Origin of the sequence: Mesorhizobium sp. WSM4313 (assembly GCF_002294725.1) — a bacterium.
GTDB lineage: Bacteria > Pseudomonadota > Alphaproteobacteria > Rhizobiales > Rhizobiaceae > Mesorhizobium.
Genome location: NZ_NSFT01000004.1, coordinates 257,826 through 279,947, shown reverse-complemented (window position 1 = coordinate 279,947; position 22,122 = coordinate 257,826). Strand labels below are relative to the sequence as shown.

The following is a 22,122-nucleotide window of genomic DNA, read 5'->3' as shown; positions in this document are numbered from 1 at the left end:
CCCTTACTCGGTAAGGCTGGCGGGACAGCGCCCCCCTCTGTCCTGCCGGACAGAGGGGGGCGCGAAGAAACACGATCATAGCGGATCGTCCTATTGCCGAGGATTGTTGCGATGGCTCAGGCAGTGGTCAGAAGGATGCCGTGACCGAATTCGTCGGCCAATTTCATGATAAGCAGCTTCTCACGCGCCGTAAGGCGCTTTTGGTCGACAAAGCGCCAGTTGCGTTCGTAAAGCGCAAAGGCCTCTTTCGCGGGAATAGGGCGCGCGACATCGCGGTTCCAGGCGAGCGCCTGGAGCTCAGGAAACTCCGCAGGAATGATCGGCGCAATATTCGCGGTCATAGCCCACCCAAGATAATGCAGAGCGCTTAACAAATCCAATGTCGGCGGGATCAGGCCGGCAGCGCCTCGGAGAACTCCACCGCCCTGCCCTGGCCGGGTGTCGCGATCTCGCCTTCCCACATGACGCGCGTGCCGCGCACGATGGTGCCGACCGGCCAGCCGGTGACCTCTTTGCCATCATAGGGCGTCCATCCGGCCCTGGAGCCGGCCTGCGCGTTGGTGATGGTCTCGCGCCGCCTCATGTCGACGATCGTAAAATCGGCATCGTAGCCGGCGGCGATGCGGCCTTTCCTGGCCATGCCGAAAATGCGCTGCGGACCATGGCTGGAAAGATCGACGAAGCGCTGCAGGCTGAGCCGGCCGGCATTGACGTGGTCGAGCATGATCGGCACCAGCGTCTGCACGCCGGTCATGCCGGACGGCGAGGCCGGATAGGGCTTCGCCTTCTCGGCCAGCGTGTGCGGCGCGTGGTCGGAGCCAAGGACATCGACGATGCCCTGCGAAATGCCGTGCCAGACGCCTTCACGATGGCGTGGCGCCCGCACCGGCGGGTTCATCTGGATGAGCGTGCCAAGCCGCGCATAGTCGTCGGCGCTCAGCGTCAGATGATGCGGCGTGGCCTCGCAGGTCGCGACATCCTTGTGCTGCTCGAGGAAGACGATCTCCTCGGCCGTCGATATGTGCAGCACATGGATGCGCGCGCGTGTCTGCCTGGCGATGCGCACCAGCCGCTCCGTGCAACGCAGCGCCGCGATCTCGTCGCGCCAGACGGGATGCGACGACGGATCGCCCTCGACGCGCTCGCCGAGCCGTTCGCGCAGGCGGAACTCGTCCTCCGAGTGGAAGGCGGAGCGGCGGCGGGTGTTGCGCAGGATCGAGGCGACGCCTTCATCGTCCTCGACCAGAAGATCGCCGGTGGACGAGCCCATGAACACTTTTATGCCGGCCGCGCCCGGCAGCCGTTCCAGTTCGCCGACATCACGAGCATTGTCGCGCGTCCCGCCGACCCAGAAGGCGAAGTCGCAATGCATGCGGCCGGTAGCGCGGCGCACCTTGTCGGCAAGTGCTGCCTCGCTGGTGGTCAGCGGATTGGTGTTGGGCATTTCGAAGACGGCGGTGATGCCGCCCAGCACCGCGGCGCGGGAGCCGGTTTCCAGATCCTCCTTGTGCTCCAGCCCCGGTTCGCGAAAATGCACCTGGCTGTCGACGACGCCCGGCAGGATGTGCAGGCCCGTGCAGTCAATGGTTTCGCCGGCCGAAGCCTGGCCGAGATCGCCGATCCGCGCGATGCGTCCGGCCTTCACGCCGATGTCGCGCCGTCCCCCGCCGTCATGGTTGACCACCATGCCGCCTGTCAGGATGAGGTCGAAGGTGGTTGCCATTGGCAGGTCCAATCTCTTGCGGGGGGAGTGTGGCCGGCTTACGTAATGACCGGACGTTTTGCAAGATCAGGCCGATTTCACGCCCATGCCCTTTGCCCAAATCAAAGACCGCGCGCTCATTTCCGTGTCAGGCCCCGATGCCGAGCATTTTTTGCAGAACATCCTCACCACCGATCTCGACATGCTTGCGCCCGGTGAGGTGAGACCCGGCGCACTGCTTTCGCCGCAGGGCAAGATCCTGTTCGATTTCCTGGTCTCGCGCGCCGGCGACGATGGCTTCCAACTGGAATGCCGGGCCGACATCGCCGACGACTTCGTGCGCAGGCTGATGCTTTACCGGCTAAGGGCAAAGGCCGAGATCGCCAAGCAGGATCAGGTGCTTGTCACAGTCGCATGGGGTGATGATTCAACCGCCTCACGTTCTGATTCAACAGCGCTCTCCGACACGCGGTTTCAAGATATCACGGTTACGCGCACTTATGGCGGCGAGGCGCGGGACGGCGGCGACCCGAATGGCTGGCTGAACATGCGCATCGGCAACGGCATTGCCGAAAGCGGCAGCGACTACCAGCTTGGCGACGCCTTCCCGCATGACGTTCTGCTCGACGAGACGGGCGGCGTCGGTTTCAAGAAGGGCTGCTATATCGGCCAGGAAGTGGTCTCGCGCATGCAACATCGCGGCACCGCGCGGCGCCGTGTGCTGATCGCTTCGGCCGATAGCCCCCTGCCCGCCGCCGGGACCGAGCTCACCGTGGCCGGCCGACTGGTGGGCACGCTCGGGTCTGTCGGCCACCGGACCGGTCTCGCCATTGCCCGCATCGACCGCGTCAAGGCGGCGCTGGATGCCGGCGAGGCGATCACGGCGGGCGAGATTCCGGTAAGGCTCGCCATTCCCGCCTGGGTGAAGTACACCTTCCCTGAAGGTGCGGTCAGCGCGGAGGAGGCCTGATGGCGGCCGACCGGGCCGGCGCGCCGCCGCGTGCCTGGCAACGCATGCTGTCCGGCCGGCGGCTCGACCTGCTCGATCCCTCGCCGCTGGACATCGAGATCGCCGATATCGCGCACGGGCTCGCCCGCGTCGCGCGCTGGAACGGCCAGACCAGAGGCGACCATGCCTTCTCGGTGGCGCAGCATTCGCTGCTGGTCGAAGCTCTCTACGGTGAACTGGCGCCTGCCGCCCCGGCCGAGGCGCGGCTCGCAGCGCTGCTGCATGATGCGCCGGAATATGTCATCGGCGACATGATCTCGCCGTTCAAATCGGTGATGGGCGGTTCCTACAAGGATTGCGAGCTGCGCCTGCAGCGCGCGATCCATCTGCGTTTCTCGCTGCCGGCGGAACTCGCCGCCTCCTTGCGCAACGACATCAAGCGCGCCGACCAGATCGCCGCCTATTTCGAGGCGACGCTACTGGCCGGCTTTTCGACCGCTGAGGCGACCGAGTATTTCGGCCGGCCACGCGGCTTCTCCGCCGATAGCTTCGACTTCACACCAAAATCCGTGACCTGGGCGCAAACAGCTTTTCTCAGGCGTTTCAAGACGCTGGAAACCAGGCGCCAGTCTTCGCACGCGGTCAATTCCACCCCTTAATAGAACGCTAAATTAACCGGCGAGCAGGACAGTATTTGCGTTCGGTCACGATCCGAAGGCGTGCTCATGCCCGGCGCACATGTCAAGACTGGTTCGTTCGCCGGCAAGCGAAGAGCGGCCGGTGTTGGCCCGGTGCGACGAATAGCCGAAGAACTTCGCGCGCAGAACGAGCGCTTCGCGGCGGCTGTCGAGAATATGTCGCATGGCCTGTGCATGTTCGACGCCGATGAGCGGATGATTATCTGCAACCACAACTATATCGACCTCTTCCGCCTCGACGCCAAGGTGATGAAGCCCGGCATCCGCTTCTTCGACATCCTCCAGCACAGCGTCGATATCGGCATCGCCTCGCAAAGCGCCGAGGAGCTCTATGCCGTCCGCAAGCCCTATATCGACGGCGCGAAGCCCTCGACCTATGAGGAGGCTCTGGCGGATGGGCGCATCATCGTCATCTCGCACCGGCCGCTGGCTTCCGGCGGCTGGGTCTCGATCTACGAGGACGTGACCGTGCAACGGCGCGCCGAAAAGGAGCTGAAGGAGCAGCACCGCCGCTTCGACGCTGCCTTAGCCAACATGTCGCAAGGCCTGCTGATGTATGACGCCGGCGGCAAGATGATCGTGCGCAATCAGCGTTTTCTGGAGCTCTACAACGTAGCCGCGGCAGATTTCCCGTTCGGCACGACGCACCGGGACGCGCTCAAACGACTGCTGGAGCTCGGCATCTACACAAAGATCGATGTCGACAGCGAAGTCGCCAAGACCGAAGCTTGCCTGCGGGCGGGGCAGATGCATTCGACTTACCGGTATCTTGCCGACGGCAGGACATTTCTGGTTGTCCGTCAGCCGATGAGCGGCGGTGGCTGGGTGGTGACCTTCGACGACGTCACCGAGCGCCGGCGCACCGAAGAGCGCATGACGCATCTTGCGCATCACGACACGCTGACCAACCTGCCCAACCGGTCGATGTTTCGCGAAAAGCTGGACCAGGCGCTTGGCGAGGCAAAGCCGCTGGCAATCCTGTCGCTCGACCTCGACCGCTTCAAGGCCGTCAACGACACGTTCGGCCACCCGGCCGGCGACTGGCTGCTGAAATGCGTCGCCAAGCGGCTACAGCAGGCCGTGCGCAGCAGCAAGGACGTGGTGGCGCGCTTCGGCGGCGACGAATTCGCCATCATCCAGTCGGGCATCAAGAGCGCCGCCGGCGCCGAAAAGCTCGCCAAGCGCATCGTCGAGATCGTCGGCAAGCCTTATCGCGACAAGGGGCGAGAGATGCATGTTGGCGTGAGCCTCGGCATCGCGCTCTATCCCGGCGACGGACACGACGCCGACACGCTGCTCACCAACGCCGACATGGCGCTCTACCGGGGCAAGAGCGAAGGGCGCAACGTCTATCGCTTCTTCGAGCAGGGCATGGATGCCCTGATGCGGGAGCGCCGGGCGCTCGAGGCCGATCTCGAGGCAGCGCTGTCCAGGCGCGAATTCGAACTCGACTTCCAGCCGATCCTCGACATCGGCTCCGGCAAAATTGTCGGCGCGGAAGCCCTGATGCGCTGGCGCTCGCGGTCGCGCGGCCTGGTATCGCCGGAAAACTTCATCGCCGCCGCCGAGGAAACCGGACTGATCGTGCAGCTCGGCGATTGGGCGTTGCGCAAGGCTTGCAACGTGGCGGCGAACTGGCCGCCGGAGATGCGCATGGCCGTCAATGTCTCGGCCGCGCAGATCAAGAGCGGCGGCTTCGCTCGCAGCGTGATCTCGGCGCTTGCCTTTTCCGGCCTGCCGGCCAACCGCCTGGAGCTCGAAATCACCGAGACGGTGATGATGGACGAAAGCGACGCGGTGCTGAAGACGCTGAGCCAGTTGCGCGGTCTCGGCGTGCGCATCGCGCTCGACGATTTCGGCACCGGCTATTCCTCGCTTGGCTACCTTCGGCGCTTCCCCGTCGACAAGATCAAGATCGACCGCTCCTTCATCCGCGATCTCGACAAGCGCGACACGGCGGCGATCGTGCGCACGGTGATCAGGCTCGGCGCCGAGCTCGGCATCACCGTCACCGCCGAAGGGGTCGAGACCGAAGCGCAGCTCGATATGCTTCGCAAAGCCGGTTGCGGCGAGGCGCAAGGCTTTCTGATCGGCGTGCCGGCCAAGGCGTCCGACATTGGCAGGCTGCTGCGCTCGCAGGCGCAGCTGCGCCAATCAGGCTGAGTGACACCGTCCGTCAGCGTAGCGTCCCGACATATTTCGCATGGAAGCTGACATAGCCTGGCTCGACCACCTTGAGATGCCGCTCGATCAGGCGGTGAAATTCCGGCAGCTGATGGAAAGGCACGCCGGGATAGGCGTGGTGCTCGGCATGATAAGGCATGTTCCAGGCGAGCTTGCGCACGAACCAGTTGGTCAGCGTCGTGCGGGTGTTTTCCAGCATGTTGGCGACAAAGGGACAGCGACCGTGCTCGGCCAGCAGATAGAGCCTGAGGAACGGCTGGCCGAGCAGCGCCGGCACGATCCAGACATAGAGCAGCACCGAGGCCCTGAACCAGACCGCAAGCGCCAGCAGGACGACATAGAAGGCGGTCATCGCCCGTGCCTCGGCCTTCACCTTCGGCAAGCCCTTCGGCGGCACGTAGGTGTCGCGGCAGCGCCCAATTGCATTGGTGTAGAGCGTCTTGACATGCCCCCACCACACCGGCAGGCCGGAGACGTGGACGATGTATTGCCGCACCGTCTCGGGCTTCGGGAAAGCCAGCTCCGGATCGTTTTCGGGATCCTGGGTGAAGCGGTGATGGGCGAAATGGAAGTAGCGGAACCAGTCGGCCGGCAGCGCGAGCGCCAGGCTGCAAAAGCGCGCGACGGTATCGTTCAACCACTGCGTTTCGAACGCCGTCCTGTGCACCGTTTCATGCAGCAGCGTGAACAGGAACACGATCAGGATGCCCTGCGGCAGCATCAGGATCGGCCAGAACGGCACCTTGGCCGCGATCAGCGCGCCGAAGAGGAGGATCGCGCCGAGATGGAGCGCCAACTGAACGAGGGCCGGCCCATCCGATTTGCCGGTCAGCCGGCTGCGCTCCTCATTCGTCAGCGAGGCTATCACGGAGCGATGGTCGATGGCTGCGTCGTGGTCGATTGCGTTCATGAGATCACGATACCCAGAAACAAACCTCTCGAAAAACGAGGATTTCCGCGAAATAGGTAAGGTAATCTTATCTTTCGGATCGTCATGGCCGCCCTTCCCTCCTTGCGCGGACCGACTGAGGACCGACCGGCGCATCTTTCCCATCCTGGCGCAACTGCTTCGAGGCGACGGGAAGCGAAGCGGACCACGCAATGCAGAGCGGTCTCTCCGCGAATTCGTCGCGGGCAGTGCTCGATCTCGCCATTTCAGGGCTGGGCATGGCGCTGGCGCAAGGCGTCTACTGCGCCCAGGCGCTGGAAGCCGGCCGGCTGGTCCGGCCCGTTGCCAGATCGCTGGAGTTGCGCCAGCCCTACTGCCCGACGTTCTCGGAACGCGGCGCCAGACGCGATATCGTGGCGGCGTTCCGCGAATGGCTGATTGGGGAATGCGTGCGCGCGGTCGGATCGCCGGCGCTTGGCGCCGCAGCTCAGCGCCGTCTTTGACCGAATTGGCCAGGGGCACGACGCGCCGGCTCGGGTATGATTGCCTGCCGAGCCGGTTCGGCACGCGGTCCGTGGGCAAATCCACCCGGCACGAACCCAAGCACTATCATCGCGGCGATGAAGCTGTATTGCAGGATGTCAAAGGCCGGCGGCGGAAGCCTGCCGGGAAGAACTGAAATTGCAAGCTTCGGCGCAAGAACGCCGAACCCTACCGCGGCCGGCCAACCAATGTCGCGCACGCGGGCGAATACCATCCAAATGATCGCGACGATGGTGGCAAAGCCCATCGCCACAAGGATGGAGATATAGACCGTGCCGATGGCGGAGCTCTTTGCCTCCATAGCGAGCCCTCTGGCGACCATGCCGGAAGCAAGTTGCTCGGCGGATTTCGGCTTATCGTGCATCCCATAGTCCGGCGTCCTCAGTTCCTCGACAAAGGACTTTTGGCTCAGGGCCATACTGTTGCCGTCAGCCGCATAGATCTGCCTTTGAATGTTCTCTTTGGTCCCGACCAGAAAATGCTGGATAGGGTCCTTGGCAAAATCAAACCCGATCAAGAAGACCAAAAGAACGAGGTAAAGAATTTGGCCGCAATTGCCCGATTGAAACAGCCTGATCATCTTTTTAGAGCCTCTGGGCAATCCACAATATAGGCGGAATAGCAAGCCGGGCTTAAGACGCAGTTAGGCAGTTCTGCGCAAATTGAAGAAACGGCGGGCCAGGATATTCGCTTAGAGATGCCCGGCCAGCGCCGCAACCATGTCCTTGCTCGTCGCTACCGGAACGATCTCGAACTCGACGAGGTCGTTCCACTCGATGGCCCAGCGCTGCAGGATCGTGACGTCATCGGCCTCCACCAGCAGGAAGCAGCGGCTCATATCGGCCGCGATCCAGGAGTGGTGGACAACGAGCTCGTCAGGCTTCAGCCGGCCCTTGTCGCGAAAGCGGCGATAGATCTCCTTGCGGTCCGCGCCATGAAAGTCCTCGATCACTAGGAACAGCATTTGTTTCCCTCGGTTTGATTGATTGGGAACTGAGGAAGTGGGGAACTGGGGAACTGATGACCTGAGGAACTGAGGAACTGAGGAACTGAGGAACTGAGGAACTGAGGAACTGAGGAACTGAGGAGATTAAGAAATGATGGGCTGATGACGCAAGGACAGATGGTTCCGCCAGACACTCCATTCTTCAGTTCTTCAGTTCTTCAGTTCTTCAGTTCCTCAGTTCCTCTTCTCCCGCCGCTACTTGTCCGGTCTCTCCAGGCGCTCCAGGAACCACTGCGTCAGCCGTACCCAGAGCTCGTCCTTCTCGCCCGAATCCTCCCAGCCATGGTCGAGGTTGGGATTGTCATTGACCTCGATGACGAAGACCCCGTCCTTGGTCTCCTTGAGGTCGACGCCGTAGAGCCCGTCGCCGATGCATTTTGCCGCCCGCACCGCCGTCTCGACGACATGCGGCGGCGTCTGCTTCAGCGTGAACGTCTTGATGCCGCCCTGGTCGGGCTTGCCGCTGGCCTTGTGGTTGACGATCTGCCAGTGCTTCTTCGCCATCAGATAATGCACGGCAAACAGCGGCTGGCCGCCGAGCACGCCGACGCGCCAGTCATATTCGGTCGGGATGAATTTCTGCGCGATCAAGAGATCGGAATCGTCCAGCCATTCGGTCGCGAGCTTGGTCAGCTCCGACATGTTCTCGCATTTCTTGACGCCGCGCGAGAAAGACGAATCCGGGATCTTCAGCACCAGGGGGAAGCCGAGCGTCTGCGCCGCCACCTCGAAGTCGGACGTGCCGGCAATCATCACCGTCGGCGGCACCGGCACTTTGTTGTAGGTCATCAGCTCGTTGAGATAGACCTTGTTGGTGCAGCGGATCATCGACAGCGGATCGTCGATCACCGGCATGCCTTCCTGCTGGGCGCGGCGCGCGAAGCGGTAGGTGTGGTTGGAGATCGCCGTGGTCTCGCGGATAAACAGCGCGTCGTAGTTAGCGAGTTTGGCGAGGTCCTTCCTGGTGATCGGCTCGACCTCGACGCCCATCTTCTCGGCGATTCTCGCCCAATAGCGCAGCGAGGAAATCTCCGACGGCGGCAGTTCCTCATGCGGGTCGACCAGCGTCGCGAACGTATAGCGCGCCGGCGTGCGGCCCTTGGTGTCGCGCCATTCGCGGTTGGTGTAAGTGTCCAGGCACTGCAGGAAGAACTCTTCCTCATCCTCGGACATGCGGGCAAGCGGCAGGAAGCCGATCTTGCGGATCGAGGCCCATTCGGCGCTGTCCTTGATATGGACCTCGAGCGCCGGCGCGCGGAACCAGTCGAACAACAATTTGGCGAAACGATCCCATACTTTCGACGGGCCGATGCCGAAGAAGATCGCGACCTTGGCCGGAAAAATCCCGCCGAGATCCTTGCGGCATTTGTTCAGGGCGAGCTCGAGCTCCGGCAGCGCGTGCTCGTAGAGCTTGCGCTCCGAAAGGTCGATCATGGTCTCGACGGTCGGGATCACCCTGTGGCCGCGCGAGCCCGCGAGAAGCGAGGCGTAGTAGCCGCGGCTCTGGTAGCCGTAATTGTTCGACAGGTTGATCACCTTCGGCCGCTGGCCGCGGAACAGCGCCGGATGCGCGAGATAGTCGCGGTTGGTGATGATCTTGTGGGGTGTGGCCACCTGATCGAGATCGTTCTGCCTGCCTGTCAGGATAACCCAGGTCATTGTCTCAGCGTTTTCCCAAAGTGATGGCGGCGCGCAAACCGTCGCGGCCAAACTGCGCCATGTTCATGAAGATGTCGTAGGGCACCGGAATATTCGCGGCATCGAGGATCGTTTCCTGCCTTTCATCCTCGACCCAGGGGTCGTGGATCAGGATATGGTCGCCATCGTCGCCGATGGCCAGCACCCAATGCGGCACCTTCTTGCCGAACATCAGGAAGCCACTGATCAGGACCACAACCAGCTTGCCCTCGGCAAGGGCGTCACGGATGTCGCCGATGCCGAACGGACGGTAATTGACAGGGATGCCGTAGAGTTCGGCGCGGCGGCGGAAATCGACCTGGGCAAGCTCCATCACCCGGCGCTTGTCCTCGCTCCTCACCGACTGGAGGAACAACGCGCCGTAAAAGGAGACGAATATCTCGGCCGCAAGTCCGCTCTCGTAGCCGGCGACCGCCAGGCCGAAAGGCTCGCAGCCGCCGGGGCCGGACATCATGAAGACAGTGGTCGCCTCGCGCCACAGGCGGATTTCCATGACCGGATCGGGCACGAAGCCAGGATCGAAATTGGCCATCGCCATCATCAGGCAGCAAGGGCCGCATGTGAACTCGCAGGTCTGCTGGTAGAAAGGCACCCTGGTCGCGGTCGAGGTGTCGCCGCGCAGCGTCTTTTCGTAGCGCAGCGCCGTGGCGCCATCCTCGTAATAGTCGGGCTCGCGGCCCAGTTTCCGATAGCCGGCCTGCTCGTAGATCCGGATGGCGCGGTCGTTGTCCTCGCGCACTTCGAGGCGTAGCAACAGCCGGTCGTGCTCGAAGGCCGCTTCCTCGGCGGCCGCCAGCAGAAGGCGGCCGATACCGAGCCGACCGAAGAATGGGCCGACGGCGATGGAATAGAGCCGCGCCACTCCGCTGCCCTTGCGAAACAGCACCACCGCATAGCCGGCGACGCGGCCTTCGTTCTCGGCCACCAGCATCTCGGCGGTTTCGCGTTCGATGAACTGGCGGAAGGAGCGGCGCGAGAGCCTGTCGCCCGGAAAAACAGCCTTCTCGATGGCGGCGAGGTCATCGACGTCTGACGCACGGGCCTTGCGGATCTCGGCAGGCATGCGGGCTTGGGAGAACCTCGATTGGATTTAAGAAACGGCCCCGGTGGATGCGTCGCGAATACTGGCCGAAGCGTCAGTATCCATCAAGCGCTATCGCTCCTTGATTAGGGCTGAATTGTGACAGTTTCCGCCCCGGCTGGAAAGGGCAAAGCGTTTGAACAGGACTGCCGTTCAAAGGGCTGCCGGCCGCCGAAAAAGGCAGCCGGTTCAGCTCGATATGCCTGCCACGAGCTGGCCATAAGCGGTTTTTGCGACATCCGACAGCCGCTCCGGCGGCAACGAGCCGACGACGGCGCAAGCATAGCCTTTATCCAGCCAGTAGACCGCCTCCGGTTCGCCCCCCTCGGCAGTATAGGTGCCCTTGGACGTCGCCGACGATTCGGCGGTGACGAAGAGCGAGATGCGCTCGCCCTTGGCGTCCTCGTAGAGCAGCATCGCCGCCTTGCCTTGGCCGCCGGCCGGCAGCAGCCGGCCACCGACCAGTTGGAAGCCCTCGGCCGCCAAGTCGGGCGCGACCAGCTTCAGCCCGACTCGGTTCGACAGCCAGGTCTGGAGATGGTCCTTGTCGCTTGCCGGGACCTCGACGGCATGGCGCTTCTCGGCGGCGTACAAGACATGGGCAGCGATCGCCTGCTCGGCGAGCTGGTCGTCGCCGTCGTCGCCGCGGCTGACGCTGTCGATGCCGGCGACATAGCCGCCGAGGCCGCCCACAGCGAGCACAACGGCGGCCGCGGCCGAGAGCCACCAGCGCGAGCGCCAGGGCGATGCTTTTGCAGGCGCCTCGCCAAGCACGACCTGCCGCAGCCTTGCCGGCACCGGCTCTTCCATCACGCCGGCCAGGGCGGCGCGCATGGCGGCGCGGTCGGCGATGTAGCGCGCGGACTTTGCCTTCATCTCGGGATTGGCCTCGAGCCAGGCGTCGTAAGCCATGCGCTCCTCGCCCGGCAGTTCGCCGTCGAGGGCCATATGGATATCGCGTTCGGAAAAATCGCTGCGGGTCATTTTTCGACGATCCTTATCGAGCGGCGGCGCGATGTGTCGTCGAGCAATCCTCGCAATTCCTCGCGGCCGCGCGCGATGCGCGACATCAGCGTGCCGGCCGGCACGCCAAGGATGTTGGCGGCCTCGGCATAGGAAAAGCCCTCGATGGCGACCATCACCAATGCCGCGCGGCGATCGGGGCTGATCGCCTGCAAGGCATCCATGATCTCGCGCGAGGCGATGGTCTCGACCTGATCGGCGGGCGCGGCTTGGGCCTCACCGGCTTCGAGAGGCAGTATCGCCGCCTCGCCTCGCCGGTTGACCTTGCGCATCTGGTCGATGAACAAGTGATGCATGATCGTAAACAGCCACCTCCGGGGGCTCTCTCCCGTCTGCCAGTTGTCGAGCCGCACGAGCGCCCGCTCCAGGCAATCCTGGACCAGGTCGTCGGCGGAATCGCGCTCGCGCAGCAGCGAGCGCGCATAGCGCCGCAGCCGCGGTATTTCGCTCAGGATCGCTGCCTTCTTGGCGTCCATGACCGCTTGTTTCGAGGTCGCTTTCCATCCGGATAGAACGCGCCTTTGCGGCGCGGTGCAAGCAGTCAGCGCGAAGCGGCCCAACCGCTGCGGTTACCCAAGCATATTCAAAACGATGGCGCAGGCCGGTTTATTCCCGACTCAAAGTGCGCAGGACGGATTGTTTAATTATGTAATATAGGTATACTAGGTATATCACGTATGAGGTGACCAATGAAGCAATTCACCTTTTCAGATATGAACCGCACGTCGGGCGAAATCCTCGAAACGGCGATGATTGAGCCTGTCGCTCTCACAAAACGCGGCAAGGAGAAGCTGATCATCCTATCGGCCAGACAATACCGGCAACTCGTCGGTTCGTCTCATGCCGCCGCTTACACGCTGGAGGGCGCACCGGACAAGGTCCACGACGAACTGATGTCGGGGTTGGAAGCCATCATAGTCGGTGATGAGCCGGATGTTTAAACCCGGCGACCTGCTTCGATACTACTATTTGTGGACGCGGCAGGCTGATGCTGGTGAAGAATCCGGCCGCAATGCGCGTCCTGTCTGCGTCGTGGTCAGAACTCCGACTACGCCGGCGGCGCTGTTCCTGTTCCCGCTTACGTCGCAGCAACCCGACGCGATCCGCACGTATATTGCAGTCAGTGAGATCGAGTGTCGGAGGGGCGGCCTCGATTTTCCGTCATGGCTGATCCTCGACGAGTACAACCGGGTGCGGACCGACGAAGCTTACGACCTCGTCACGGTGAAACCCATCGGTTCTTTCAGTCCAGCATTCGTTCGAAAGATTGCTGGCCTCATCAAAGAGGCAGCCGACCAGCGCCGGCTGCGCGGGATCGTTCGAAAATAGCCGCAACGACCCAAGGAGCTCCAGCCTCTCACGCTTCCCTCGCCGCCCTTGTCAGCAGCCGCTGATAGAACAGCCCTATCCCGATCAGCACGGCACCCAGACCGATGAAGGACAGCGCGCGCAGCACGCCTTCGAGTTCCGACATGTCGAAGAGGAAGACTTTCAGCACCGCAACCGCGATCAGCGCCGCCGACGCGATGCGCAATACCTGCGATTTCAGCCGGACGCCGGCGGTAAGCAGCGCAACGCCGATGACCAGCCAGAGCGCGGAGTAGGTATAGGTCTCGAGCTGGCCGAGCCCGCTCCACAGGGCGATGAACTCGCCCTTGAACAGGCGGCGCACCGAGAGCGTGGCATAGGCGAAGGCAAGCAGCGCGGCGATCAGTGCCAGCATTGCCGCATACCATCGCGGGCGCTTGTCGCGGACATAGAGTGCCAGCGCCCCGGCGGCGACCGCCGGCAGCAGATAGGCGAGAAACAAAAGATTGAAGACGGGAACCGTGCCGGTCGACTCGTCCGTCAGCAGCGGGTTCAGCACGACGAAATGCTGGACGGCGATCAGGCTGGCCGAAACCACGCCGGCGGCCATCGAGCCATAACGCAGGACCGAGCTCGGCGAACGCATGTCGATGGCGACCAGTATGGCGCCGGCGCCGAGCGCGATCAGCGTATAGATCGCCTGTTCGGCAAGAGTGACGGTGCCGATGTCGATGACGCCGCCATGCATGGCATGGCGCACCAGCATGGCAATGGTGAGCAGCGCGAACAGCGCGGAGGCCGCCTCCATCGCAAGACGCGGCCGGCCGTTGGTGGTGCGGGCGAGCTGCCAGGCGGCGAAGCCGAAGGCGAGCGCCGGCACGCCATAGCCCGGCAGCAGCCAGTTCAAGACCGGCGTCCTGGCGAGAGACGCCGCGCCGACGATGCTCGGATCGAAGGTGACGCGGCCGAGCACGGCGACCGCCGCGCCCACCGCGATCCAGCCCAGCACGGGGTAGGTGCGCCACCGCGTTGCCAGCGCCGGGACGACAGCGGCGGCGCCGAGCAGCAGGGTCGTCCAGCCGGAGCCGAAGGCCATGTGCAGCATCAGCAGGCCTGCGACGCCGGCGCCGCCGAGCGCGAATGACACGGCCGGGCCGCCGCTGAGCGGCGGCTCCTCGGCGCGCGCGATCCATTCGCCGCCGGCGGCAAAGGCGAGCGCCAGCAACAGGGCCGGCAGCGCATAGCCGAGATCGCGGTCGATATCGCCGGAGGTCAGCCACAGCGCCAGAAGCACCACCAGCGGTGCAATGACGCCCCAGGCCGCCCAGCAGGCTGCGCGCAATGGAGCGGCGGCGGCGAAGCGGCGTGCCGCCCAGAAACCGGCGGCGAGGAAGATCATGCCGAGCGCGACCCCGATGCGGAAAGTCAGCACGTCGGACGACGCCAAAGGCTGAGCGTCGAGCCCGACATCGAGCGCATCCGCCCCGATCGTGGCGGGCGGGATGATGCCCAGATAGATCAGCAGGGTCGCGATGCCGGCGGCAAAGACCAGCGGAAGCGCGCGCGGCCGGTAGAGCGCCGCCGCGACCAGCGCGGCCAGCAGGATCGCCCCGTGCAAGGCATCGCCGGCGCTGGCAAAGGCCCGATCGACGGACAGGCCGAGCGCGCTCAAGGCGATGAAGAAGCCGGGCACGATCGAAGGCCAGTCGAAGCCGCGCGCCGCATCGTCGCGGCCAGTAACCAAGAAAAGGCCGAGCCAGACGAAAGCCAGCACGGCCAGCGTCGCCAGGCTGATGAACAGGACGGCGGCGAGGTTCACCTCCGGCGCGTCGACCATGTAAAGAATGGTCCAGACGCCGGCGCCGGCGAAGGCCGCGGCCACCAGCGCCTTCCAGTCGCGGATGCGGGCGATTGCCGCCGTGGCCGCAAGCACGATCGCGAGATAGACGAACAAGGCCCAGGGATTGGGTGCTTCCGAGGCGACCAGCGCCGGCGTGACCATGGCGCCGACGAGGCCGATGCCGGCCAACGCCAGGCCATGCAGGAGCGAAGCGCCAATGGTCGCGACGCCGATGACGCCAAGCAGCGCGAAGGCCGTCGCCGGACCGATGAAGCCATAGATGGCGTGCGCCGCGTAGACCGTGCCGAACAGGATGAAGGCGCCCGCCCCGGTCAGAATCGCGGGGATGTAGGCGCCGGCGGCGCCCTGCACCGACACCCTGAAGCCGGTGCGGCGGATGAATTCGGCGCCGGCAATCAGCACCAGGCCGAGGATGCCGGCCATGGCGAGGCGCACGCCAGGGCCGAAAATGCCGGCCTCGATGGTGTAGCGGATCAGGAACAGGCCGCCCAGCGCCAGCGCGATGCCGCCGACCCAGACTGCCCAGCGCGTGCCCAGCGCTGTTTCGACATCGGTTTGGCGCGCCGCCTTGGGCGCCGCGGGAGATCCGGCCGCGGGCGCCTCGGCCACCGTGGCGGGTTGCGCCGGTGCGGCGGATTGCACCGGGGCCGCCTTGCCCTTCGTCCAGGGTCCGGCCACGGCCTCGCCTTCGGCGGTCTCGGGCGTCGCGACGACCTCCTCGGCCACGGTCGCGCCCTCCGCCAATGGCGCGGCAGGCGCCGCGGCTGCCTTGGCCTCCTCGGGAAGACTTTCCTGCGCGGCGTCCGCCGCGTTGGGCGCCGACAGCGAAGCTCCAGGCTGCACAAGGCCTCGCAGCATACCGAGCTCGCGCTCGATCAGCGCAATGCGGTTCTGCTGTCGTGACACGATGACGAAAAGAGCTATGACGGCGGCAATGGCGATCAGGCTGAAAAACATGGCGGTTTCCCTCAAAACCAGACCGGTCGTGGCCAAAGAATGCGGCAATGAGACGGCTGGTGCAAATCAGCGTCTTGCCGGCTAAAGGCGCCTCGCGCCGAAACGGAGTCAGGCGACGCGCCTTTAGTCATTGCTTTTGGTGCATGTCGTTCTCCCAAAACCGCTGCGCATTTTTGGGCGACATGCACTGACAAGATCGAGCATGTTTCGTCGTCGATTGCCAGCAACTTGCCGGTTTATCCAATGTCGGGCCGCCGAGGCGTCGGCATTGCCGGCGAGATTACGTGACCTCTGCCGCGGAATACTCATGCTATTCTCGCGCGGGCGAAGCAAATGCCGCGAGGTGACGGATGCCGCAAAAAAGCGCTGGCCTGCTGATCCACAGGCGCACCGCCGGTGTGTTCGAATTCCTGCTCGTCCACCCGGGCGGGCCGTTCTGGGCAAGAAAAGATGAAGGCGCGTGGACCATCCCGAAAGGACTGATCGGCGATAACGAGGATGAGCTCGAGGCCGCCAAGCGGGAAGCCGAAGAGGAGCTCGGCGTCACCGTCGACGGCGATTTCCGGCCGCTCGGCAGCTACAAGCAGCCGGGCGGGAAGATCGTCATCGCATGGAGCGTCGAGGCGGACATCGATGCGAATGCCGTCAGGAGCAACACGTTCACGATGGAGTGGCCGCCGAAATCAGGGACCATGAAAGCGTTTCCCGAAGTCGACAAGGCCGGCTGGTTTTCGCTGCCCGAAGCCGGCGTCAAGATCCTCAAGGGCCAGCGCCCCATGCTCGATGATTTCCTGGAGCGACGCAGCGCCGAATAGGCGGCTGCCTTGCTATCGTGCCTCGCCCGCAATCGCCCTCACCGAGGCATGATGCCGGCGCAGCGCGGCGAGGAAGCCGGCGCGAGCATCGGGCGGCTCGAGGCCTCGTGGCTCGTAGACGTGACGGGTGAAGAAGAAGCCGCTCAGCCGGAACGCGTCCTCCAGGGCTGCCGCATCGGCGCGCAGGCCGGAGCCGCGTTGCAGGAAGGCGGGCAGCGCCAGCATCTTGTCGTGCCAAGGCGCGCCGGCTTCGCGCGACACGGCGCGCCCGGATTTCGGCGAGACATAGGCAAGATCCTGCCTGGTGCCGGTCGCCGCGCATTGGCTGAGATCGAGGCCGAAGCCCAGTTCATCGAGGATAAGCAGCTCGAAGCGCGCCACCAGCTCTCCCGCCGCGTCGGCATCGTCCAGGTGCGAAATCATCACGGCGAGCGCCTCATAAAGGCCGCCATGGGCGTCGCGCTCGGGCAGCAGCCTCAGATGCGCGGCCATGGTCTGCAGGCCGTAGACGGCGATGGCGCTGTCCATCAGCCGCGCAGCGTTCATCTCGATCGCTTCGGCCTGGAAGATGCCGAGATGCTCGTCGAGCCGCGCCCGCCACAGAAGATCGACGCGGTTGCCGGGCTGCAGCACCGGCTGCTGCTTGCGCGAGCGCCCTCCCCGCACTAGGCCGAGATGGCGGCCATGGGCACGCGTCATCACCTCGAGGATGGCGCTGGTTTCGCCATGCTTGCGAGTGCCGAGAACGATTCCCTCGTCGCGCCATTCCATGAGTAGAGCTTTTCACCCGTTGGGTGGTGAAATCAAGGTTCTGGCACATCGGGCTCGATCTGTGCTGACATTCGCCGGGTGCCGTGTCGCGCCCAACTTCGATGATCCGCAAGCACCTCCTCGATGACGCGACGCTGCCTTTCCGCCTCGGCCTGGTTGACGTCGTGCCCGGCGACGGTGATCAGCGCCTTCCATAGCGCCCAGCCTCGGCCGCGCGCCCAAGTGGCGTCGTCGACGTCGATGCGAGTGCGAAACACCTCGCGGCTTTCGCCTTCGAAGAATGTCCAGCTTATAGCAAGATCGCAGGACGGGTCGCCGACGCCGGAGGTGCCGAAATCGATGACGGCGCTCAAGCTGCCGTCCTCGACCAGAAGATTGCCCGAGGCGACATCGCCGTGGAACCAGACCGGCGAGCCATGCCAGGTGGCGGCGAGTGCCGCGTCCCACACGGTGGTCGCGGCTTGCGTGTCGATCCGGCCTTCGAGCGCGGCGATGGCTTGCCTCGCCTCGCCGTCATAGACGCTCAGCGATCCGCCGCGATGGAAATTATGCTGACCAGGCGCAGGCCCGTCCGTCGGTTCGATGCCCCTCAAAGCGACAAGGAAATCGGCGAGCGCCACGGCAAACGCTCCGAGATCGGCGATGCACGCATTCCTCGCCGTCTCGCCCTTGATCCAGTGATAGACCGACCAATGCCAGGGATACCCCGCCGCCGGCTCGCCCATGGCCAATGGCGTTGGAATGGGCAGCGGCAGATGAGGGGCGAGTTTCGGCAGCCAGCGATGCTCCTTCTCGACCTGCAGCGAATAGGGGGCCGCGCTTGGCAGCCTGATGGTCATCTCATCGCCAAGATGGAAGGTGCGGTTATCCCAGCCGCCGAACTCGACCGGGCTGACCGGCAGATGCCGCCATTGCGGAAACTGTGCATCAACCAGCCGGCGGACGAGATCGGTATCGATGGTTATCTTTGGATTATGCAATGTCGCTGGCCCGTTGCCGGGTTCTTCTACGCGGCAAGCATCAATGGGGAAACTCCAGCCCCATCTCGCGGTAGCGCTCGGGGTCGTCGCCCCAATTCTCGCGCACCTTCACGAACAGGAAGAGGTGCACCTTCTGCTCCAGAATGCCAGCGATCTCCATCCGCGCGGCTTGCCCGATGGCGCGGATCGTCTCGCCCTTGTGGCCGAGCACGATCTTCTTCTGGCTGTCGCGCTCGACATAGATGACCTGCTCGATGCGCACCGAGCCGTCCTTCTTCTCTTCCCATTTCTCGGTCTCGATATGCGAGGAATAGGGAAGCTCCTGATGCAGCCTCAGATAAAGTTTTTCGCGCGTGATCTCGGCCGCGAGCTGGCGCATCGGCAGGTCGGAGATCTGGTCCTCCGGATAGTACCAGGGACCGGCCGGAAGCGTCTCGGCGAGATAATCGAGCAGGTCCTTGCAGCCGGAGCCGGTCAGCGCGGAGACCATGAAAGTGCGCTTGAACGGCACGCGTTCGTTCGCGGTCGCGGCCAGGGCGAGAAGCGTTTCCGGCTTGACGCGGTCGACCTTGTTGAGAACCAGAAGCATCGGCTGCCTGACGTCCTTCAGCCGGTCGAGGATGGCATCGGCATCGCCCTTGATGCCGCGCTCGGCGTCAATCAGCAGCACTACGACATCGGCATCCTTGGCGCCGCCCCAGGCGGTGGTCACCATCGCCGTGTCCAGCCGCCGCTTCGGCTTGAAGATGCCCGGCGTGTCGACGAAGACGATCTGCGCGTTGTCATGCGTGGCAATGCCGCGCACGATGGCGCGGGTGGTCTGCACCTTGTGGGTGACGATCGACACCTTGGCGCTGACGAGCTGGTTGACCAGCGTCGACTTGCCGGCATTTGGCGCGCCGATCAGCGCTACGAAACCGGAGCGCGTCGCGGGGACTTGAGTGGTTTCCGTTTCTGTCATGCCGCGCTCCATACGCCTTCGCGCAGCAAAAGAGTAGCCGCCGCGGCCTGCTCGGCCTCGCGCTTGGAGCGGCCGCTGCCGACGGCGGGCGCGAAAGAGCCGACTTTTACGCTGACCGTGAACACCGGGTCGTGGTCCGGTCCGTCACGGCCGTCGATATGGTAGGCGGGCACGGCGCCGGCGGCGGCCTGATGCGCCCATTCCTGCAATTCGGTCTTGGCATCGCGGCGGGCAGCGCCCATCGCCTGCGAGCGCGGCTGCCAGTAGCGGTGGATGAACGCGCGCGCCGCGTCCATCCCGCCGTCGAGATAGAGCACGGCGATCAGCGATTCCAGCGCATCGGCGCGCAGATTGGTGCGCTTGCGGCCCTCGAGATTGCGCACATCGGAACCGGCGCGCACCAATTCCGGCAGGCCGATCTGTTCGGAGATTTCCGACAGCGCCTCGGCATTGACCAGCGCGTTGAGGCGCAGCGAAAGCTCGCCTTCGGCGGCATCGGGAAAGGAGGCGAGCAGCATGTCGGCCACGACGAGGCCGAGAACACGGTCCCCAAGGAATTCGAACCGCTCATAGTCAACGCCGGCATGGGTCGAACGGGCGCTGGCATGGGTCAGCGCCCGCTGCAGGCGCTGGCGGTCGGCGAAGACATGGCCGGTGCGCTCGACAAGCGCTTCGGCAAGGGCATCGGCGGTCAAACGCTTGCTGGCCGCCATCGCTCTAGTGGACGAAATGGAACAGGCGCCCGGCGCGCATCAACGACGGCCACTTCCATATCTCGAGCGGGCTCGCCTTGCCGGCGATCGAGAAGAAGATGAGGTTGGCGCGGCCGACAAGGTTCTCGGCCGGCACATAGCCGACGGCAAAGCGGCTGTCGGAGGAATTGTCGCGATTGTCGCCCATCATGAAATAGTGCCCAGGCGGCACGACGAATTCGCGCGTGTTGTCGCCGATCGAATCGGAATTGATGTCGAGCGTGTCGTAACTGACGCCGTTCGGCAGCGTTTCGCGGTAGACATCGATCGGCCGGTTTTCTTCGGTGACATCGGGATTGTCGATCTGGCCGGTCTTCACGCGCGGCACGCCGACGTCATTGATGAAAAGCTGGCCGTCCTTCACCTGAATCTTGTCGCCGGGCAGGCCGACGACGCGCTTGATGTAATCGACCGACGGATCCGGCGGGAACTTGAACACCACCACGTCGCCGCGCTTGGGCTCGGAACCCCAGATGCGGCCCGAGAAGAGATCGGGACCGAAGGGCAACGAGTAACGCGAATAGCCATAGGCCCATTTGGTGACGAAGAGATAGTCGCCTTCGAGCAGCGTCGGCCGCATCGAGCCGGACGGAATGGAGAAAGGCTGGAAGAGCAGCGTGCGGATGACGAGCGCGAGCAGCAGAGCCTGGATGATGACGGAAAAGGTCTCACCAAGCCCGCCGGATTTCTTCTGCGATTTTTCAGCCACGCTCATGTCGTCCTCGATTGTGCGATGTTGGTATAGAGTCTCGGCGGGCGCTGGGCAACGTCATGCCGCTCGTGGTCAGATGGAATCAATGTGGCGCTTGTTCGGCGGGCACTGCCTCGATGATCACAAAGGCTTGAGCAAGCGGGAAATCGTCGGTGATGGTGAGATGGATGAGGGCGCGGTGGCCTTTCGGCAGGATTTTCTCCAGCCTGGCCGCGGCGCCGCCGGTCAGCGCCATGGTCGGCGCGCCGCTCGGCAGGTTGACCACGCCCATGTCGCGCCAGAACACGCCCTCGGCCATGCCGGTACCCAATGCCTTGGCGCACGCCTCCTTGGCGGCGAAGCGCTTGGCATAGGAAGCCGCGCGGGCGGCACGCTTTTCCGACTTGGCCTGCTCGACCTCGGTATAGATGCGCTGGACGAAGCGCTGGCCGTGCCGCTCCAGCGATTTCTCGATACGTCTGATGTCGATCAGGTCGCTGCCGATGCCGATGATCATTCCGCCGGCACTTCCCGTCGGCCCTGCCGCGCTTTCTTCTCGGCACGCTCGGCCATGCGCTTCCGGCGCTGCTCGCGAAACACCGTCATGCCCCAGCGGGTGATGGCGTAGAACAGGAGCCCGAAGACCAGGCCGAGCGGCACCGCGCCGATCAGCATCGGCTCCAGAATGGGGTGCCAGAGCTTGGCGAAGGAAAGCTTGTGCATCATTTCGCCCAGATGCTCGGGCGGGCCGTGCTTCGGCAGATGCTCATGCAGGAGCAGCTTGCCGATCTCCCAGGACGCGCCCCACAAAAGCGGGAAGGTCAGCGGATTGCCGAAGAACACCGCGCCGAGCGCTGCCGCGACCAGATTGCCGGCGATGATCCAGCACAGCACGGCGGCGACGATGAAGTGGAAGCCAAGCGGGAAGAAGGAGGCGAAAACGCCCGCGGCGACACCGGCGGCGACGGAATGCGGCGTCGCCTTCAGCCGCAGGATGCGTTTGGAGAAATACTGCACGGAACGCGAGAACGAGCGGCGCGGCCAAAGATAAGTACGCACCTGTTCCAGGAAGCCATCAGGCTCTCGGCGTCGAAAAAGCACTCTGTTCCAGTTCCCGGTCCAATACGCGCTGCCCCTACCCGCCGGGTCGCGCAAACACATCTTGCGCTTCGAGGGCGCAGAAAGGCAACAAGCTTTGATATAGCGACGACCGGGCCGCGCAACAACGAACGCCGCCGCGATGGTCTGCCGCA

24 protein-coding genes are annotated in these 22,122 nt (G+C 64.1%); 7 read left to right on the top strand and 17 right to left on the bottom strand.

Going from position 1 to position 22,122, the window contains the following annotated elements; all coding sequences use genetic code 11:
- Positions 1-116: 116 nt before the first annotated feature.
- Both CK219_RS11905 and CK219_RS11900 read right to left on the bottom strand, forming a co-directional pair.
- On the bottom strand, positions 117-341 hold the full coding sequence (locus CK219_RS11905) for a hypothetical protein (RefSeq protein WP_095766953.1): 225 nt from the start codon (positions 339-341) through the stop codon (positions 117-119).
- A gap of 50 nt (positions 342-391) precedes the next feature.
- The gene (locus CK219_RS11900; protein ID WP_095766952.1) at positions 392-1,723 is read right to left on the bottom strand and encodes a dihydroorotase; all 1,332 of its coding nucleotides are present in this window, start codon (positions 1,721-1,723) and stop codon (positions 392-394) included.
- An 85-nt stretch (positions 1,724-1,808) separates the two neighbouring features.
- On the opposite strand from CK219_RS11900, the gene CK219_RS11895 reads away from it, so the two are divergent.
- The 3 genes from CK219_RS11895 to CK219_RS11885 all read left to right on the top strand — a co-directional run bounded on the left by CK219_RS11895 (position 1,809) and on the right by CK219_RS11885 (position 5,512).
- Positions 1,809-2,672 (top strand): folate-binding protein YgfZ, encoded by an 864-nt coding sequence (locus tag CK219_RS11895; RefSeq protein WP_095766951.1) that lies wholly within the window; start codon positions 1,809-1,811, stop codon positions 2,670-2,672.
- Positions 2,672-3,310, top strand: a complete 639-nt coding sequence (locus CK219_RS11890; protein ID WP_095766950.1) for an HD family hydrolase — start codon at positions 2,672-2,674, stop codon at positions 3,308-3,310. Before CK219_RS11895 ends, CK219_RS11890 begins: the two co-directional genes overlap by 1 nt.
- Positions 3,311-3,376: 66 nt before the next feature.
- Positions 3,377-5,512, top strand: a complete 2,136-nt coding sequence (locus CK219_RS11885; protein WP_095766949.1) for an EAL domain-containing protein — start codon at positions 3,377-3,379, stop codon at positions 5,510-5,512.
- A 13-nt stretch (positions 5,513-5,525) separates the two neighbouring features.
- On the opposite strand, the gene CK219_RS11880 is transcribed toward CK219_RS11885, so the two are convergent.
- On the bottom strand, positions 5,526-6,416 hold the full coding sequence (locus tag CK219_RS11880) for a fatty acid desaturase family protein (protein ID WP_095767179.1): 891 nt from the start codon (positions 6,414-6,416) through the stop codon (positions 5,526-5,528).
- Positions 6,417-6,634: 218 nt separating this feature from the next.
- Here CK219_RS11880 and CK219_RS11875 point away from each other — a divergent pair, with 218 nt between their 5' ends.
- A complete protein-coding gene (locus tag CK219_RS11875) occupies positions 6,635-6,925 on the top strand; it encodes a LysR substrate-binding domain-containing protein (protein WP_095766948.1) in 291 nt (96 codons plus the stop codon).
- Here CK219_RS11875 and CK219_RS11870 read toward each other — a convergent pair.
- From CK219_RS11870 to CK219_RS11845, 6 genes are all read right to left on the bottom strand, one after another.
- The gene (locus CK219_RS11870; RefSeq protein ID WP_095766947.1) at positions 6,910-7,545 is read right to left on the bottom strand and encodes a hypothetical protein; all 636 of its coding nucleotides are present in this window, start codon (positions 7,543-7,545) and stop codon (positions 6,910-6,912) included. The genes CK219_RS11875 and CK219_RS11870 overlap by 16 nt on opposite strands.
- 111 nt (positions 7,546-7,656) lie before the next feature.
- On the bottom strand, positions 7,657-7,929 hold the full coding sequence (locus tag CK219_RS11865; RefSeq protein WP_095766946.1) for a DUF3303 family protein: 273 nt from the start codon (positions 7,927-7,929) through the stop codon (positions 7,657-7,659).
- A 237-nt stretch (positions 7,930-8,166) separates the two neighbouring features.
- Positions 8,167-9,630: a RimK family protein gene (locus CK219_RS11860; protein WP_095766945.1), complete on the bottom strand. Its 1,464-nt coding sequence runs from the start codon at positions 9,628-9,630 to the stop codon at positions 8,167-8,169.
- A gap of 4 nt (positions 9,631-9,634) precedes the next feature.
- The gene (locus CK219_RS11855) at positions 9,635-10,732 is read right to left on the bottom strand and encodes a GNAT family N-acetyltransferase/peptidase C39 family protein (protein WP_095766944.1); all 1,098 of its coding nucleotides are present in this window, start codon (positions 10,730-10,732) and stop codon (positions 9,635-9,637) included.
- A gap of 207 nt (positions 10,733-10,939) precedes the next feature.
- A complete protein-coding gene (locus tag CK219_RS11850; RefSeq protein ID WP_095766943.1) occupies positions 10,940-11,734 on the bottom strand; it encodes an anti-sigma factor in 795 nt (264 codons plus the stop codon).
- Complete coding sequence (locus CK219_RS11845) at positions 11,731-12,249, bottom strand: RNA polymerase sigma factor (RefSeq protein WP_095766942.1); 519 nt, start codon at positions 12,247-12,249, stop codon at positions 11,731-11,733. The genes CK219_RS11850 and CK219_RS11845 overlap by 4 nt, the downstream gene beginning before the upstream one ends.
- Before the next feature lie 213 nt (positions 12,250-12,462).
- Here CK219_RS11845 and CK219_RS11840 point away from each other — a divergent pair, with 213 nt between their 5' ends.
- Positions 12,463-12,714: a type II toxin-antitoxin system Phd/YefM family antitoxin gene (locus CK219_RS11840; RefSeq protein ID WP_095766941.1), complete on the top strand. Its 252-nt coding sequence runs from the start codon at positions 12,463-12,465 to the stop codon at positions 12,712-12,714.
- Complete coding sequence (locus tag CK219_RS31640) at positions 12,707-13,102, top strand: hypothetical protein (RefSeq protein WP_176476991.1); 396 nt, start codon at positions 12,707-12,709, stop codon at positions 13,100-13,102. The genes CK219_RS11840 and CK219_RS31640 overlap by 8 nt, the downstream gene beginning before the upstream one ends.
- A gap of 28 nt (positions 13,103-13,130) precedes the next feature.
- Here CK219_RS31640 and CK219_RS11830 read toward each other — a convergent pair whose 3' ends face one another.
- The gene (locus tag CK219_RS11830) at positions 13,131-15,899 is read right to left on the bottom strand and encodes a DUF2339 domain-containing protein (RefSeq protein WP_095766940.1); all 2,769 of its coding nucleotides are present in this window, start codon (positions 15,897-15,899) and stop codon (positions 13,131-13,133) included.
- Positions 15,900-16,249: 350 nt separating this feature from the next.
- On the opposite strand from CK219_RS11830, the gene CK219_RS11825 reads away from it, so the two are divergent.
- Positions 16,250-16,714, top strand: a complete 465-nt coding sequence (locus CK219_RS11825; RefSeq protein ID WP_095766939.1) for an NUDIX domain-containing protein — start codon at positions 16,250-16,252, stop codon at positions 16,712-16,714.
- A gap of 12 nt (positions 16,715-16,726) precedes the next feature.
- Here the strand turns inward: CK219_RS11825 and recO are convergent, their stop codons facing one another.
- The 7 genes from recO to CK219_RS11790 form a co-directional block, all read right to left on the bottom strand.
- Positions 16,727-17,485, bottom strand: coding sequence for a DNA repair protein RecO (gene recO / locus CK219_RS11820; RefSeq protein WP_095766938.1), 759 nt, complete (start codon positions 17,483-17,485; stop codon positions 16,727-16,729).
- Positions 17,486-17,517: 32 nt separating this feature from the next.
- Positions 17,518-18,465, bottom strand: a complete 948-nt coding sequence (locus tag CK219_RS11815; RefSeq protein WP_095766937.1) for an aminoglycoside phosphotransferase family protein — start codon at positions 18,463-18,465, stop codon at positions 17,518-17,520.
- A gap of 40 nt (positions 18,466-18,505) precedes the next feature.
- Positions 18,506-19,438, bottom strand: coding sequence for a GTPase Era (gene era / locus CK219_RS11810; RefSeq protein WP_095766936.1), 933 nt, complete (start codon positions 19,436-19,438; stop codon positions 18,506-18,508).
- The gene (gene rnc, locus CK219_RS11805) at positions 19,423-20,139 is read right to left on the bottom strand and encodes a ribonuclease III (protein WP_095766935.1); all 717 of its coding nucleotides are present in this window, start codon (positions 20,137-20,139) and stop codon (positions 19,423-19,425) included. Before rnc ends, era begins: the two co-directional genes overlap by 16 nt.
- A 4-nt stretch (positions 20,140-20,143) precedes the next feature.
- On the bottom strand, positions 20,144-20,893 hold the full coding sequence (gene lepB / locus CK219_RS11800; RefSeq protein ID WP_095766934.1) for a signal peptidase I: 750 nt from the start codon (positions 20,891-20,893) through the stop codon (positions 20,144-20,146).
- 79 nt (positions 20,894-20,972) lie between these two features.
- Positions 20,973-21,386 (bottom strand): holo-ACP synthase, encoded by a 414-nt coding sequence (gene acpS, locus CK219_RS11795; protein WP_041009542.1) that lies wholly within the window; start codon positions 21,384-21,386, stop codon positions 20,973-20,975.
- Positions 21,383-21,970: a DUF2062 domain-containing protein gene (locus CK219_RS11790; RefSeq protein ID WP_095766933.1), complete on the bottom strand. Its 588-nt coding sequence runs from the start codon at positions 21,968-21,970 to the stop codon at positions 21,383-21,385. Before CK219_RS11790 ends, acpS begins: the two co-directional genes overlap by 4 nt.
- Positions 21,971-22,122 lie beyond the last annotated feature (152 nt).